Origin of the sequence: Salinispora fenicalii (assembly GCF_000514815.1) — a bacterium.
Taxonomy (GTDB): Bacteria; Actinomycetota; Actinomycetes; order Mycobacteriales; family Micromonosporaceae; genus Micromonospora; species Micromonospora fenicalii.
Genome location: NZ_AZWQ01000023.1, coordinates 98,505 through 112,541, shown reverse-complemented (window position 1 = coordinate 112,541; position 14,037 = coordinate 98,505). Strand labels below are relative to the sequence as shown.

Annotated in this window: 12 protein-coding genes; 6 read left to right on the top strand and 6 right to left on the bottom strand. The window is 71.4% G+C overall.

Annotated features, from left to right (window positions below):
* The first annotated feature begins 155 nt into the window (after nucleotides 1-155).
* The gene (locus B116_RS0113065) at nucleotides 156-1,343 is read left to right on the top strand and encodes a pyridoxal phosphate-dependent aminotransferase (protein WP_027660332.1); all 1,188 of its coding nucleotides are present in this window, start codon (nucleotides 156-158) and stop codon (nucleotides 1,341-1,343) included.
* Between the two features lie 138 nt (nucleotides 1,344-1,481).
* Here the strand turns inward: B116_RS0113065 and glmM are convergent, their stop codons facing one another.
* The 6 genes from glmM to B116_RS0113035 all read right to left on the bottom strand — a co-directional run bounded on the left by glmM (nucleotide 1,482) and on the right by B116_RS0113035 (nucleotide 6,234).
* Nucleotides 1,482-2,837 (bottom strand): phosphoglucosamine mutase, encoded by a 1,356-nt coding sequence (gene glmM, locus B116_RS0113060; RefSeq protein ID WP_027660331.1) that lies wholly within the window; start codon nucleotides 2,835-2,837, stop codon nucleotides 1,482-1,484.
* A 113-nt stretch (nucleotides 2,838-2,950) separates the two neighbouring features.
* Nucleotides 2,951-3,415, bottom strand: a complete 465-nt coding sequence (rpsI, locus tag B116_RS0113055) for a 30S ribosomal protein S9 (RefSeq protein ID WP_018720633.1) — start codon at nucleotides 3,413-3,415, stop codon at nucleotides 2,951-2,953.
* 20 nt (nucleotides 3,416-3,435) lie between these two features.
* Nucleotides 3,436-3,879, bottom strand: coding sequence for a 50S ribosomal protein L13 (gene rplM, locus B116_RS0113050; protein ID WP_018720634.1), 444 nt, complete (start codon nucleotides 3,877-3,879; stop codon nucleotides 3,436-3,438).
* Between the two features lie 243 nt (nucleotides 3,880-4,122).
* A complete protein-coding gene (locus B116_RS0113045; RefSeq protein ID WP_027660330.1) occupies nucleotides 4,123-5,493 on the bottom strand; it encodes a NarK family nitrate/nitrite MFS transporter in 1,371 nt (456 codons plus the stop codon).
* Between the two features lie 200 nt (nucleotides 5,494-5,693).
* Nucleotides 5,694-5,999: a type II toxin-antitoxin system PemK/MazF family toxin gene (locus B116_RS0113040; protein ID WP_018720636.1), complete on the bottom strand. Its 306-nt coding sequence runs from the start codon at nucleotides 5,997-5,999 to the stop codon at nucleotides 5,694-5,696.
* Nucleotides 5,977-6,234: a hypothetical protein gene (locus tag B116_RS0113035; protein WP_018720637.1), complete on the bottom strand. Its 258-nt coding sequence runs from the start codon at nucleotides 6,232-6,234 to the stop codon at nucleotides 5,977-5,979. The genes B116_RS0113040 and B116_RS0113035 overlap by 23 nt, the downstream gene beginning before the upstream one ends.
* A 215-nt stretch (nucleotides 6,235-6,449) precedes the next feature.
* Here B116_RS0113035 and B116_RS0113030 point away from each other — a divergent pair, with 215 nt between their 5' ends.
* The 5 genes from B116_RS0113030 to B116_RS0113010 are packed head-to-tail and all read left to right on the top strand — an operon-like array spanning nucleotide 6,450 to nucleotide 13,880.
* Nucleotides 6,450-8,507, top strand: a complete 2,058-nt coding sequence (locus B116_RS0113030; protein WP_027660329.1) for a molybdopterin oxidoreductase family protein — start codon at nucleotides 6,450-6,452, stop codon at nucleotides 8,505-8,507.
* A complete protein-coding gene (locus B116_RS0113025; RefSeq protein ID WP_027660328.1) occupies nucleotides 8,504-9,940 on the top strand; it encodes an FAD-dependent oxidoreductase in 1,437 nt (478 codons plus the stop codon). Before B116_RS0113030 ends, B116_RS0113025 begins: the two co-directional genes overlap by 4 nt.
* On the top strand, nucleotides 9,937-12,450 hold the full coding sequence (nirB, locus tag B116_RS0113020) for a nitrite reductase large subunit NirB (RefSeq protein WP_027660327.1): 2,514 nt from the start codon (nucleotides 9,937-9,939) through the stop codon (nucleotides 12,448-12,450). Before B116_RS0113025 ends, nirB begins: the two co-directional genes overlap by 4 nt.
* Complete coding sequence (gene nirD / locus B116_RS0113015) at nucleotides 12,447-12,791, top strand: nitrite reductase small subunit NirD (protein WP_027660326.1); 345 nt, start codon at nucleotides 12,447-12,449, stop codon at nucleotides 12,789-12,791. Before nirB ends, nirD begins: the two co-directional genes overlap by 4 nt.
* On the top strand, nucleotides 12,792-13,880 hold the full coding sequence (locus tag B116_RS0113010; RefSeq protein WP_018720642.1) for a uroporphyrinogen-III synthase: 1,089 nt from the start codon (nucleotides 12,792-12,794) through the stop codon (nucleotides 13,878-13,880).
* Nucleotides 13,881-14,037: the final 157 nt, after the last annotated feature.

The following is a 14,037-nucleotide window of genomic DNA, read 5'->3' as shown; positions in this document are numbered from 1 at the left end:
AGCCTAACCCAGTTTCACTCATCTTGAGTGCTCGTAAGGTGGGTAAATACGCAGCCGCCTTGAGCGAATGGCATGAGCGGCTACCTAGCGTCACGAAGAACGATCGGCGACCGCAGCGGGTTGAACCGACACGGAGAGTCCGTAGGCTGGCAGACGTGACGACCACCCACGTCGATCCTCTGGTAACGCGAATGCGCCCCTTCGGGACGACGATCTTCGCCGAGATGTCCGCCCTCGCCAGCCGCACCGGGGCGGTCAATCTCGGGCAAGGCTTTCCGGACACCGACGGTCCGCCCGAGATGCTGGCTGCGGCAGCTGAGGCACTGCGCGGCGGGCAGAACCAATACCCGCCCGGGCCCGGCATCCCCCCGCTTCGCGTCGCCGTGGCGGCACACCAGCAACGATTCTGGGGCCTCGAGTACGACCCCGAGGGCGAAATCGTGGTGACCGCGGGCGCCACCGAGGCGATCGCAGCGGCGATCCTGGGCCTCTGCGAGCCGGGCGACGAGGTGGTCTGCTTCGAGCCCTACTACGACTCGTACGCCGCCTCGATCGCGCTGGCCGGCGCCCGCCGACGCCCGGTGACGCTGCGGCCCGGGGTGGCCGGCCGGTACGCGGTGGACCCAGACGAGCTGCGCGCCGCGTTCGGGCCACGCACCCGGCTGGTGCTGCTGAACTCCCCGCACAACCCCACTGGCAAGGTCTTCACCCCCGCCGAGCTGACCCTGGTGGCCGAGCTGTGCCGCGAGTACGACGCGTACGCGGTCACCGACGAGGTCTACGAACACCTCGCCTTCACCGACGCCGCCGCTGACCACGTACCCCTCGCCACATTGCCCGGGATGCGTGCCCGGACGCTGCGGATCTCCTCGGCCGGCAAGACCTTCTCCTGCACCGGCTGGAAGGTCGGCTGGGCGAGTGGCCCGGCATCGCTGGTCTCGGCGGTCCTGCGGGTTAAGCAGTTCCTCACCTTCGTCAACGCCGCGCCGTTGCAACCGGCGGTCGCGGTGGCGCTCGGCCTGGACGACAGCTACTTCACCGAGTTCCGGGCCGGGATGCAGGCCCGCCGGGACCAGCTCGTCGCTGGCCTCGCCGACGCCGGGTTCGGCGTCGGCCCACCGGAGGGCACATACTTCGTCACCGCCGATGTGACACCGCTCGGCGCCCGAGACGGGGTGGAGTTCTGTCGCGCGCTGCCGGAACGCTGTGGCGTGGTCGCGGTCCCGACCCAGGTCTTCTACGACGACTCGGAGGCCGGCCGGCGGCTGATCCGGTTCGCCTTCTGCAAGCGCCCAGAGGTATTGGCCGAGGCCGTCACCCGGCTACGACAGCTGGCGCGGTGAGCGCGTCCGGCCCGGGGCCTACCTGAGGCATCGACGACCTGCGCCCCGGGACCGTCGCCGCCAACAGACCAGCCACGCCGGGGCCGTCAAAGGCGAGCAGGCCCCCGCCGGCACCCGTCGCCGGCGGGGTACGCCAGGTCAGCTGACCGGGCTGGCGGTGCGGACCTGCTCGGCGATCCGCTCGGCCACGGCACGCGCCGTCGTCTCGGTGCCGGCCTCCACCATCACCCGGACCAGCGGCTCGGTCCCCGAGGGACGCAGCAAGACCCGCCCGGTATCGCCCAGTTCGGCCTCCGCCCGCGCAACCTCGGCCCGTACGGTCGGAGCCGCCGCACCGACCGTACGGTCGCCGACCGGCACGTTGATCAGAACCTGAGGCAGCGGAGTAACCACAGCGGCCAGCTCGGCCAGGGACTTACCCGTCCCCGCCATCCGGGACATCAGGTGCAGGCCGGTCAGCACGCCGTCGCCGGTGGTCGCGTGGGCCGGCATCACGATGTGCCCGCTCTGCTCGCCACCGAGCGCTAGGCCGGAGGCGCGCAGCTCCTCCAACACGTACCGGTCACCGACCTTCGTCTCGACCAGCCGAATCCCCTCCCGCGACATGGCGATCCGCAGGCCGAGGTTGCTCATCACGGTCGCCACCAGGGTGTCGGCGGTGAGCGTACCGGCCTCCCGCATCGCCAGCGCGAGGATCGCCATCACCTGATCGCCGTCAACCTCGTCGCCGTCGGCGGTGACCGCCACGCAACGGTCGGCGTCGCCGTCATGGGCGATGCCCAGCTGCGCGCCGTGCTCGACGACGGCCTGCCGGAGCGCCGCGACGTAGTTGGAGCCGCACTCGTCGTTGATGTTGAGGCCGTCGGGCTCCGCATGGATCGCGACCACCTCGGCGCCGGCCTCCCGGTACGCCGCCGGGGCCACCTCGGCGGCGGCGCCGTTGGCGCAGTCCACCACGACCTTGATCCCGTCCAGCCGGTGCGGCACGGTGCCGACCAGGTGCTGCACGTAGTGGTCGGCGCCGTCGAGCAGGTCGTGGACCCGACCGATACCCGCTCCGACCGGACGCTCCCAGGCGGTCGTCGCGTTCGCCTCGACCGCCGCCTCGATCTTCATCTCAATCTCGTCCGGCAGCTTGTGCCCGCCGGCGGCGAAGAGCTTGATGCCGTTGTCCGGCATGGGGTTGTGCGAGGCGGAGAGCATCACCCCGATGTCGGCCTTGGCCTCCGCGGTGAGGAACGCCACCGCCGGGGTTGGCAAGACGCCGACCCGTACGACGTTCGCGCCGGCGCTGGTCAGCCCGGCCACCACCGCGGCCTCCAACATCTCGCCGCTGGCCCGGGTGTCCCGGCCGACAACGGCCAGCGGGGGGTGGCTCCGATCCGCCTCGGCGAGGATGTGCGCGGCGGCGACCGCTACCGCGAGCCCCAACTCGGGCGTGAGATCCGCGTTCGCCCTTCCCCGTACCCCGTCCGTGCCGAACAACCGACCCATTCCGCCAAACCTCCGATGCAACTGCCGATGGTGGAAAAGCGGAACGGCCGGGCCACCTCCGTTCGCAGGAGGCGGCCCGGCCGTCCGTCACAAGTACAACGAGTAGCTGATGGTCAGCGCTTCGAGTACTGAGGAGCCTTACGGGCCTTCTTGAGACCGTACTTCTTGCTCTCCTTGACCCGCGCGTCCCGGGTCAGGAAGCCGGCCTTCTTGAGCGCCGGGCGGTCGTCCGGCTCGCTGACGATCAGCGCGCGGGCGATGGCCAGCCGGAGCGCACCGGCCTGACCGGTGGTGCCGCCGCCCCGCAGGTTCGCGATGACGTCGAACTCCTCCGCCTTCTCGGTGGTGACCAGCGGGTCTTTGATCAGCTGCTGGTGCACCTTGCTCGGGAAGTACGCCTCAAGGTCCCGGCCGTTGCAGGTGATCTTGCCGGTGCCCGGGACGATGCGGACCCGGACGATGGCCTCCTTGCGGCGGCCCACGGTCTGGATCGGCCGGTCACCAAGGGGCGCGCGGACGACGGGCGCCAGCGCCTCGGCGGCCTCGGGGGCGACCTCGGTGGCGATGATGTCGGTCATGCTGCTTCCTTCGCCCGCGCTCACTGCGCGATCTGCTTGATCTCGAACGGCACTGGCTGCTGCGCGCCGTGCGGGTGCTCGGCACCGGCGTAGACCTTCAGCTTCTTGATCAGCTTCCGGCCCAGCTTGTTGTGCGGGAGCATGCCCTTCACGGCCAGCTCAATGGCCCGCTCGGGACGCTTGGTCAGCAGCTCGTCGTAGCCGACCTGCTTGAGGCCGCCGGGGTAACCGGAGTGCCGGTAGGCGATCTTCTGCTGCCGCTTGTTACCGGTCAGCGCGACCTTGCCGGCGTTCACGATGACGACAAAGTCGCCCGTGTCGACGTGCGGCGCGAAAGTCGGCTTGTGCTTGCCGCGCAGCAGCGTGGCGGCATGGGTGGCCAAGCGGCCCAGCACGACATCAGAGGCGTCGATAACGTGCCACTGACGCTCGATCTCACCCGGCTTCGGGCTGTACGTACGCACAGGTTTACCTTGTCTCGTCGTCGGTCTGGGGCCTGCGCGCCGGGGTGACCATGACTTTCAGGCCGAGCCAACGCGCACGAACGACCAAGCGCACCTCAGACGGCACGCCCCTAGATGTCGCACAACAGCAGGTAACGATACCCAACGCCGAGCCAGCCGGCAAAACGGGGTCCAATCGACCCGCCGGGCTGGGCCGGGGCAGGCCGGTTTCCCGCCCGCGGCACCGGCCGGTGATGGCCGAAATCACACTCGAGCCGCGGCCAGCCGCGCCCCCGGTCGCAGGTACACAGCCCACGTCAGCACGGTCAGCACCAGAAAGAAGCCGGCATAGAACCACAGCGCGGGCTGGATGCTGCCGTACGCCGACTTCGCCCACGCGTAGCAGATCGGGACCAGGAAGCCGCCGAAGGCGCCGACCGCGGAGATGATCCCGAGCGCCCCGGCCGCCTGCCGGCGCATGGCGCGCATGATCTCCGGCGAACCGCCAAGCTCCTCCCCCCGCACCTGAAAGATCCGAGAGATCATCCGGTACGTCGATCCGTTGCCGACCCCGGTCGCCACGAACAACAGCATGAACGCCAGGAAGAAGAGCTCCAGCCAGCGCTCCCGCACCGACCACAGCGCCAGGTACGCACCGCCGGTCATCAACACGAAGCTGGCCACGGTGACCCGGGCACCACCGACGATGTCGGCGAGACGACCACCGAAGGGTCGGCAGAGCGAGCCCACCGCCGCACCGAGGAACGCCCAGGACAGCGCGATGTCGGGCCGGCCGAAGACCCCGTTGAGTAGGGTCGGGAAGGCCGCCGAGTAGCCGATGAACGAGCCGAACGTGCCGACGTACAGCAACGACATGATCCAGGTGTTCCGGTCCCGCAGCGAGGACCACACCGGCCCCACGTCCGCCTTGGCCTCGGCCAGGTTGTCCATGAACAGGTAGGCACAGACCGCAGCGATCACCGCGAGCGGGAGATACATCAAGCCGGCTCGGGCCAGCGCGAGACCACCGCCGAGCACGATCACCTGCGGCACCAGGAACTGCACGACGGCGACCCCGATGTTGCCGCCGGCCGCGTTCAGTCCCAGCGCCCACCCCTTCTCCCGCTCCGGATAGAAGAACGAGATGTTCGCCATGCTGGAGGCGAAGTTCCCGCCGCCGAACCCGGCGGTGGCGGCGATCAGCAGCAGCGGGACGAAGCCGATCTCCGGATGCTGCACCGCCCAGGCCAACCCAGCAGCCGGGATGATCAGCAGCAGGGCCGAGATCACGGTCCAGTTCCGCCCACCGAAGACCGGCACCGCGAAGGTGTAGGGCAGCCGCAGCAGCGCGCCGACGCCGCTGGGCACGGCGGTCAGCCAGAGCGCCTGGCTGGTGGTCAGCGTCCACCCGACATCGCCCAACCGGACCACCACGATGCTCCAGAGCAGCCAGATGGAGAACCCGATGTGCTCGGCGAAGATCGAATAGATGAGATTGCGCCGGGCGACAGCCCGGCCGACGGTCCGCCAGAAATAATCGTCCTCCGGAGCCCAGTGGCCCACCCAGCGGCCCCGGCCGCGTTGTAGGTCGATCTCCTCCGCTGTGGTCGTCGCGGGCACGCTCGTCGTCGTCATCAGGCGCTCCTTCCGGCCGGGCCGTCCTGGCCCGCCGGGTGCACCGGCTGGTCGGTGTCGAGCGGGCCCGGCTGGAACCTAGAAAGCCGGCGTTACCGCAGCGTTCGTCGCCGGATTCGGGGAGGCAACGGTGCTCGCACCGAGCTGCCCACCGGCCCGTGAGAAGCGCTGTCGATCAGCGGCGCGATCGACGGGATGACTCAGAGTTGTTGCAGGATGCGCAGCGCCCGGCCAACCCGACGCATGACCTCCTGGTCGGCCACGTCCACACACTCGGAGAACCACTGCTTCATTGGCGAGGAGAGCCGGTCCGGCATCACCACCCGCTCGCCCATCGACACCGCGAGGGGGGAGTCCCGCAGCAACGCCGTCTCCACCACCTCCGCCACGATCACGATCGGCACCGCGGTGGCGTTGTAGACGTCGGAGCTAACGACCAGCCCCAGCCGCTCCCGGGCGCCCGAGATCCGCCAGACCTCGCCCCTACGCAGCACGCGGACGGCCACCGAGGAGCAGGTCCTCAACCAGCCCCACCTCGTGGGCGTCAGCGAGCGCGGCAGCTTCCCAGTCGAGACCAGCCCGGCTGACCGCATCGGCGTGCGCGGAGAAGACCGCACGCAGCGTCTTCTCCCGGGCGGCCTGGTCCATCCAGGCGGAGAGGGAGAGCCCCTCCCGTCGGGCGAACCACCGGGCCTGCTCGATCGTCTCGTCGGCGAACGACAGGGTCACCTTGGCAGTCATTCCGGCAGCCTACCCAGGGGTATGACCATCAGTCATCTATCTCGCCGCGGCAGTGCGCCCGACTTGACCGGACCGAAACACGTGGGAACCGGGCCGGAAACCCCCTGCCGGCACGCTTCACCGACATGACAGACGGTACGCGCCCCGCCACCGCTACCGGACGACCCCCCAACGAGACGGCGACGCACTGCCCGTACTGCGCTCTCCAGTGCGGGATGACGCTGCGCGAGACCGACGGCGAGGTGGCCGTACTCCCCCGCTGGTTCCCCACCAACCAGGGCGGGCTCTGCCAGAAGGGCTGGACCGCCGCCGAACTGCTGGAGCACCCGGATCGCCTCACCACCCCGCTGCTTCGCGACCCGGCCAGCGGCGAGCTGCGCCCGGCGAGTTGGGAGGCGGCCCTGGACCGGATCGTCACGGGGATCCGCACCGTCCAGGCCGACCACGGGCGGGACGCGGTCGCCGTCTTCGGTGGCGGTGGCCTCACCAACGAGAAGGCGTACGCGCTGGGCAAGTTCGCCCGGGTAGTGCTCCGGACCCGACACATCGACTACAACGGGCGATTCTGTATGTCGTCGGCGGCGGCCGCCGGGATGCGCGCCTTCGGCATTGACCGGGGCCTCCCCTTTCCCCTGGCCGACCTGGGCAGCGCCGACACCCTGCTGCTGGTCGGCGCGAACCCGGCCGAGACGATGCCCCCACTGGTGCGCTGGCTGACCGAGCAACGCCGCCGAGGGGGGCGGCTGATCGTGGTGGACCCGCGCATCACCGCCACCGCCCGCCAGGCCGACCTGCACCTACAGCCGCTGCCCGGCACCGACCTGGCGGTGGCCAACGCGCTGCTACACATCGCGCTCGCCGAAGGACTCGTTGACCACGGCTACGTCGCCGGCCGTACCACCGGCTTCGACGAGGTCCGTCGGGCGGTGGCGGAGTGGTGGCCGGCCCGCGCCGAGGCGCTCTCCGGGGTGTCGGTGGCCGATCTGGAGACGACCGCACGCGCGCTGGGCGACGCCCTGCGGGCGATCATCCTCACCGCCCGCGGCGCCGAGCAACACGCCAAGGGGGTCGACACCGTCACCGGGTACGTGAACCTGGCGCTCGCCCTCGGCCTGCCCGGCCGCCCCGGCTCCGGCTACGGCTGCCTGACCGGGCAGGGCAACGGCCAGGGTGGCCGGGAACACGGCCAGAAGGCCGACCAGCTTCCCGGCTACCGCCGCATCGACAACCCCGCCGACCGAGCGCACGTCGCCGCGGTCTGGGGCGTACCAGCGGAGGCCCTACCGGGGCCGGGGATTCCCGCGTACCGGCTGCTGGACTCGCTCGGCACCCCGGACGGGCCGAAGGCGCTGCTGGTGTTCGGCTCCAACCCGGTGGTCTCCGCGCCCCGGGCGGCCCGGATCGAGGGCCGCCTGCACGACCTCGATCTGCTGGTGGTCGTCGACTTCCTGCGCTCCGAGACGGCTGCCCTCGCCGACGTGGTGCTGCCGACCGCGCAGTGGGCCGAGGAGGACGGCACCATGACCAACCTGGAGGGACGAGTCCTGCGTCGACGGGCGCTCCGCAAGCCGCCGCCCGGCGTCCGCACCGACCTGGAACTCCTCGCCGCCCTCGCCACAGCGCTGGAGCGGCGCCCGGGACATCCTGCCGACCGGGACCGAGAGCCCCCACTCTCGCCGGAGCCACAGGTGATGTTCGAGGAACTCCGAGCGGCCTCGGCCGGCGGGCTCGCCGACTACGCCGGAATCAGCTGGGAACGGATTGACGCACAGGAGGGAGCGTTCTGGCCCTGCCCACAGATTGACGGACCGGACACCCCCCGGCTCTTCGCCGACCGGTTCCCTACCCCCGACGGGCGTGCCCGATTCCACGCCGTGCAGCACCGACCCGCCGCGGAACAGGTGTGCGCCGCCTACCCGCTGCACTTCACCACGGGACGGGTGCTCGCCCAATACCAGTCAGGAACACAGACCCGACGGGTGCCAGCGCTGCGCCAGGCCGCGCCAGCAGCCTTCGTCGAGCTGCATCCGGACGTGGCCGACCGGCTCGGCGTGACCGATGGCGAGCCGGTCCGAGTGTGCTCCCGCCGGGGCGAGCTGGTCGCGCCGGCCCGACTCAGCCCGGCGATCCGGCCGGACACCGTCTTCGCCCCGTTCCACTGGGGCGGCACCGCCCGCGCCAACACGGTCACCAACGACGCCGTCGACCCGATCTCCGGGATGCCGGAATTCAAGATCTGCGCGGTACGAGTGGAGAAGGTGGCGGCGACGTGACCGACCGGATCGTGATCATCGGCAACGGAATGGCCGGTACCCGCCTCGCCAGTGAGCTCTCCGCGCACGGCGGAGACCGAAAGGTCACCGTGCTCGGGGCAGAACCGCACCACGCATACAACCGGATCATGCTCTCCACTCTGCTGACCGGAGCGATCGGGGAGCCGGAGGTGCAGCTGACCGAGGTCGCCAGCCACGGAGTCGACCTGCGCACCGGGGTCTGCGTCACCGCGATCGACCGCGAGAACCGTACGGTTCGCACCGATCGGGGCGACCGGATCCACTACGACCACCTGGTCCTGGCCACCGGTAGCCGCGCCGTTGTCCCCCCGCTGACCGGATTGACCGGCGGGGAGCTGCCGGCGCGGGTGATGTTGTTTCGCACCCTGGATGACTGCCGCCGCATCCTCGCCGTTGCCGACCGGTCCCGCCGCGTGCTGGTGCTCGGCGGCGGGCTACTCGGCCTGGAGGCGGCCCGCGGGCTCGCCGGCCGCGGGCTCGAGGTGACCGTGGTGCACCCGGTGCCGTACCTGATGGAGCGGCAACTCGACCCGGCCGCGGCGGCCGTGCTCGCCCGTACGCTCGCCGACCTCGGGGTAGCCACCCAGCTGGCCGTACCGGCCACCGCCGTGCTCGCCGGCCCCCGCGGCGTCCGTCTCGAGCTGGCCGACGGCCGGTCGCTCGACGCCGATCTACTGGTGCTTGCCTGCGGCGTACGCCCGGACACCGCGCTCGCCACGGCCGCCGACCTGACCGTACGGCGGGGGGTCCTGGTCGACGACCAGCTACGCACCAACGACCAGCGCATCTCGGCCATCGGCGACTGCGCCCAGCACGGCGACACCCTGACCGGTCTGGTGGCCCCGGCCTGGGCGCAGGCGCGGGTGCTGGCACAGGTGCTCAGCGGCGCGGACCCGTCGGCCCGGTACCGGCCACGGCCGGTGGTGACCCGCCTCAAGACCGCCGGCATCGACCTGGCGGCCATGGGTGACCCCGGCGGCGGCCCCGGTGAGGAGCTGACCTTCACCGACCCGGCCGGTGGCACGTACGCCCGACTGCGAATCAACCACGAGCGGTTGACCGCCGCGATCCTGGTGGGCGACAACCCGTCCATCGGTAGGGTCATCCAGCTCTTCGACCGGGGGCAGCCGGTGCCCAGCGACCGACGGTCGCTGCTGCTGGGCCGGGCACTCGGCCCGGCGCCGGCGGAACCGACCACGACACCGGCGCTGATGCCGGACGCGGCGACGGTCTGCCACTGCAACAACGTCAACAAAGGAACCCTGGTGGAGAGTTGGCGCCGCGGGGCGCGGACGGTCCACGACGTGGTGGCGGCCACCCGCGCCGGTACGGGCTGCGGCTCCTGCCGAGACGCGGTCGCCGGCGTCGTCGAATGGCTCTCCACCGTGGAATCGGTGGAGGTGGGGCGATGAGGGAAAGCCAACTGGTCGTCGTCGGCAACGGCATGGTCGGCCAGCGGTTCGTGGACGCGTTGCGCGCCCGCGACAGCGACGGTCGGTGGCGGGTAACCGTGCTCGGTGAGGAGCCCCAACCCGCGTACGACCGGGTGCGTCTCTCTGCCCTCTTCGACGGGGTGGGGGCAGCCGAACTGAACCTGCACACCCCGGATCCGCGGGTACAGCTGCGGCTCGGTGTGCCGGTCACCGGGATCGACCGAAACCGACGCATCGTGACAACGGCCACCGACGAGTACCCGTACGACGCACTGGTGTTGGCGACCGGCTCGTCCCCCTTCGTGCCGCCGATCGACGGCGTCGACCTGCCGGGAGTCTTCACCTACCGCACCCTGGACGACCTGGCCGCGATCCGCACGCACGCCCGGGGCCGCCGGCGGGGCGCGGTGATCGGCGGTGGGCTGCTCGGCCTGGAGGCGGCGAACGCGCTGCGGCTACTCGGGCTCGCCACCAGCGTCGTGGAGTTCGCGCCGCGGCTGATGCCGGTGCAGGTGGACGCCGCCGGCGGGGCGCTGCTGCGCCGTTACGTCGAGGACTTGGGCGTCGCCTGCCACCTCGGGGTCGCCACCAGCGCGCTGCGCCCCGGCCCGGACGGCTCGGTGGCCCAACTGGAGCTGGCGGACGGCGGTCGGGTGGCCGCCGACCTGGTCGTCGTGGCGGCCGGTATCCGCCCCCGGGACGAGCTGGCCCGCGCCACCGACCTGCCCCTTGGCCACCGCGGCGGGGTACTGGTCGACCGCACCTGCCGCAGTGCCGATGAGCGGATTTGGGCGGTCGGCGAGTGCGCCGCCGTAGACGGCACCTGCCACGGTCTGGTCGCCCCCGGCTACGCGATGGCGGAGACGGTGGCCGACCGGCTGGTCGGCGGGACGGCCACCGTCCCCGACGCGGACACCGCCACCAAACTGAAGCTGCTCGGCGTGGACGTCGCCTCCTTCGGCGACGCCCACAGCACCACCCCGGGCTCACTCGACGTGACCTTCACCGATCCGGCCACCCGGGTGTACGCGAAGCTGGTCCTCTCCGACGACGCGCAGACGCTGCTCGGCGGCGTGCTGGTCGGCGACGCCGAGGCGTATCCGACGTTGCGGGCCAGCATCGGTCAGGCGCTGCCCGCCGCACCGCTCGCGCTGCTCGCCCCGGCCGGAGCGGGCACCGGAGCGGCGGCGCTCCCCGCTTCCACGCAGGTCTGCTCCTGCAACGGGGTGACCCGCGCCGACCTGGACGCGGCGATCGCCGGCGGCGCGGCCGACGTGCCGACCCTCAAGGCGTGCACCCGGGCCGGCACCAGCTGCGGCTCCTGCGTACCGATGCTCCGGCAGCTGCTCGACGCCGCCGGAGTTGGGCAGCCCCGCGGGCTCTGCGAACACTTCGAGGTGAGCCGCCAGGAGCTCTTCGACCTCATCCGGGTCCGCGGAATCCGCACCTTCTCCAACCTGATCACCGAGTACGGCCGGGGAGATGGCTGTGACATCTGCAAGCCGGTGGTGGCGTCAATCCTGGCTTCCCTCGGCGCCGGGCACCTCCTCGACGACGAGCGAGCGTCGCTACAGGACACCAATGACCACTTCCTGGCCAACCTGCAACGGGATGGCAGCTACTCGGTCGTGCCCCGAATCCCCGGCGGCGAGATCACCCCGGAGAAGTTGATTGTGCTCGGCGAGGTGGCCCGGGACTTCGCGCTCTACACGAAAATCACCGGCGGGCAACGCATCGATCTGCTCGGCGCGCGGGTGGAGCAGTTGCCGCAGATCTGGCGCCGGCTGGTCAACGCGGGCTTCGAGTCCGGCCACGCGTACGGCAAGGCACTGCGGACGGTGAAGTCGTGTGTCGGGTCCACCTGGTGCCGGTACGGGGTACAGGACTCGGTCGGGTTGGCAATCGCGCTGGAGCTGCGCTACCGCGGGCTCCGCGCCCCCCACAAGATCAAAGCAGCGGTCTCCGGCTGCGCCCGGGAGTGCGCCGAGGCACGCGGCAAGGACTTCGGCATCATCGCCACCGAGGCCGGCTGGAACCTCTACGTCGGCGGCAACGGCGGATTCCGGCCCCGGCACGCCGACCTCATCGCCACCGACCTGAACACCGCGGCACTGGTACGCCTGATCGACCGGTTCCTGATGTACTACATCCGCACCGCGGACCGGCTGCAACGTACCGCCGCCTGGATCGAGGCGATGGACGGCGGCCTGGAGCACCTCAGCGCGGTCATCGTGGACGACTCGCTCGGGCTCTGCGCCGAGCTGGACGCGGCGATGGCCCGGCACGTGGGGTCGTACTCCGACGAGTGGCGCGACGTCCTCGAGGACCCGGCCCGGCTGGGCCGGTTCACCTCGTTCGTCAACGCACCCGAGGTGCCCGACCCCTCCATCCGGTTCACCGAGGAACGTGGACAACAGGTACCGGCACGGGCCGAGGACATCGAGAACCGACAGCCGGTCGGGCTGGGAATGCCGCAGGTGCCGCGATGATCGACGATCGGCCGGAGTGGACTGTGATCTGCCCACTGACCCGCCTTGACCCAGGTCGAGGGGTGGCAGCACTCGTTGACGGTGCCCAGGTGGCGCTGTTCCGCACCGCCGCCGACCTCTTCGCCATCGACAACCGGGACCCGGTCACCGATACGTATGTGCTCTCACGCGGGATCGTGGGCAGCCGGGGCGGCGTGCCGATAGTCGCCTCCCCACTACACAAACAGGCATACGACCTGCGTACCGGAGACTGCCTGGACCTACCGGGCGTCGCGGTCCGGCGGCACGAGGTGCGGTGCCGGGCCGGGCTGGTCGAGGTACGGCTGCGAGCGGAGGCGTAGATGCGCAACGAACTGGCCGGCTTCACCGTCGGGGTGACCGCCGACCGGCGTCGGGACGAACTGGCGGCACTACTGCAACGGCACGGGGCTCGGGTGGTCTTCGCGCCGGCCCTGCGGATCGTGCCACTCGCCGACGACACCGAGCTACGCGCGGCAACACGGGCCTGCCTCGATCGCCCGCCGGATGTCCTGATGGCCGACACCGGGATCGGGATGCGTGGCTGGCTGGAGGCGGCCGAAGGCTGGGGGCTGGCTGAGCCGCTGCGCGCGGCGCTGCGCGAGTCGTACGTGGTGGCGCGCGGTCCGAAGGCTCGCGGCGCGATCCGGGCCGCCGGCCTGCACGATCAGTGGTCGCCCGCCTCGGAGAGCTGCGCCGAGGTGGTGGAGCACCTGCGGGACCGGGGGGTGGCCGGCCAGGTGATCGCTATGCAGTTGCACGGCGGAGCACAACCCGAGTGCACGAGGGCGCTGGTTGCAGCCGGCGCGACCGTGATCGCGGTGCCGGTCTACCGTTGGGCCCCGCCGACCGATCCGACTCCACTGCATCGACTTATCGACCTGGTCGCCGACCGGATGGTGGACGCGGTGACGTTCACCTCGGCACCGGCCGCCGAGGCGTTGCTGGTTGCCGCCGGAGACCGGACCGACCGGGTGCTCGACGCGTTCCGGGGTGCGGTGCTGGCGAGTTGCGTGGGGACGGTGACCGCGGAGCCGCTACGGCGACGGGGGGTGCCGGTCAGCGCTCCCGAACGGGCCCGGCTGGGCGCGCTGGTCCGAACGATCGTTGCGGAGTTGCCGCGGCGCGCGGTCACCCTGAAAGCCGCCGGTCACCTACTCACCCTGCGCGGGCACGCCGCTGTGGTTGATGGTGAGCTGCGACCGCTGGCGCCGGCCCCGATGGCGGTGCTGCGCTCGCTGGCGGCCTCCCCGGGGCGGGTCCTGTCCCGGGCGGCACTGCTCCGGACGCTACCGCGCGGGGCAGACGAGCACGCGGTGGAGATGGCGGTGGCGCGGCTGCGCGCCGGGCTGAGGGCCCCCGGGGCAGTACAGACGGTGGTGAAGCGCGGCTACCGCCTCCGTGTCGACTGACGCGTAGCCGCCGCAGCCCCGGCCCGCAGCTAGCTGGCGGGCCGGGCTCGCGGACCGACGCCGAGGTGCCGGTCACCGACGCCGGAGGGGTTCCGGTCCCCGATGCTGAGGTTCCGGTCAGCGGCGCCGGGGCTGCCGCGGGTGCCGGTCACCGGTG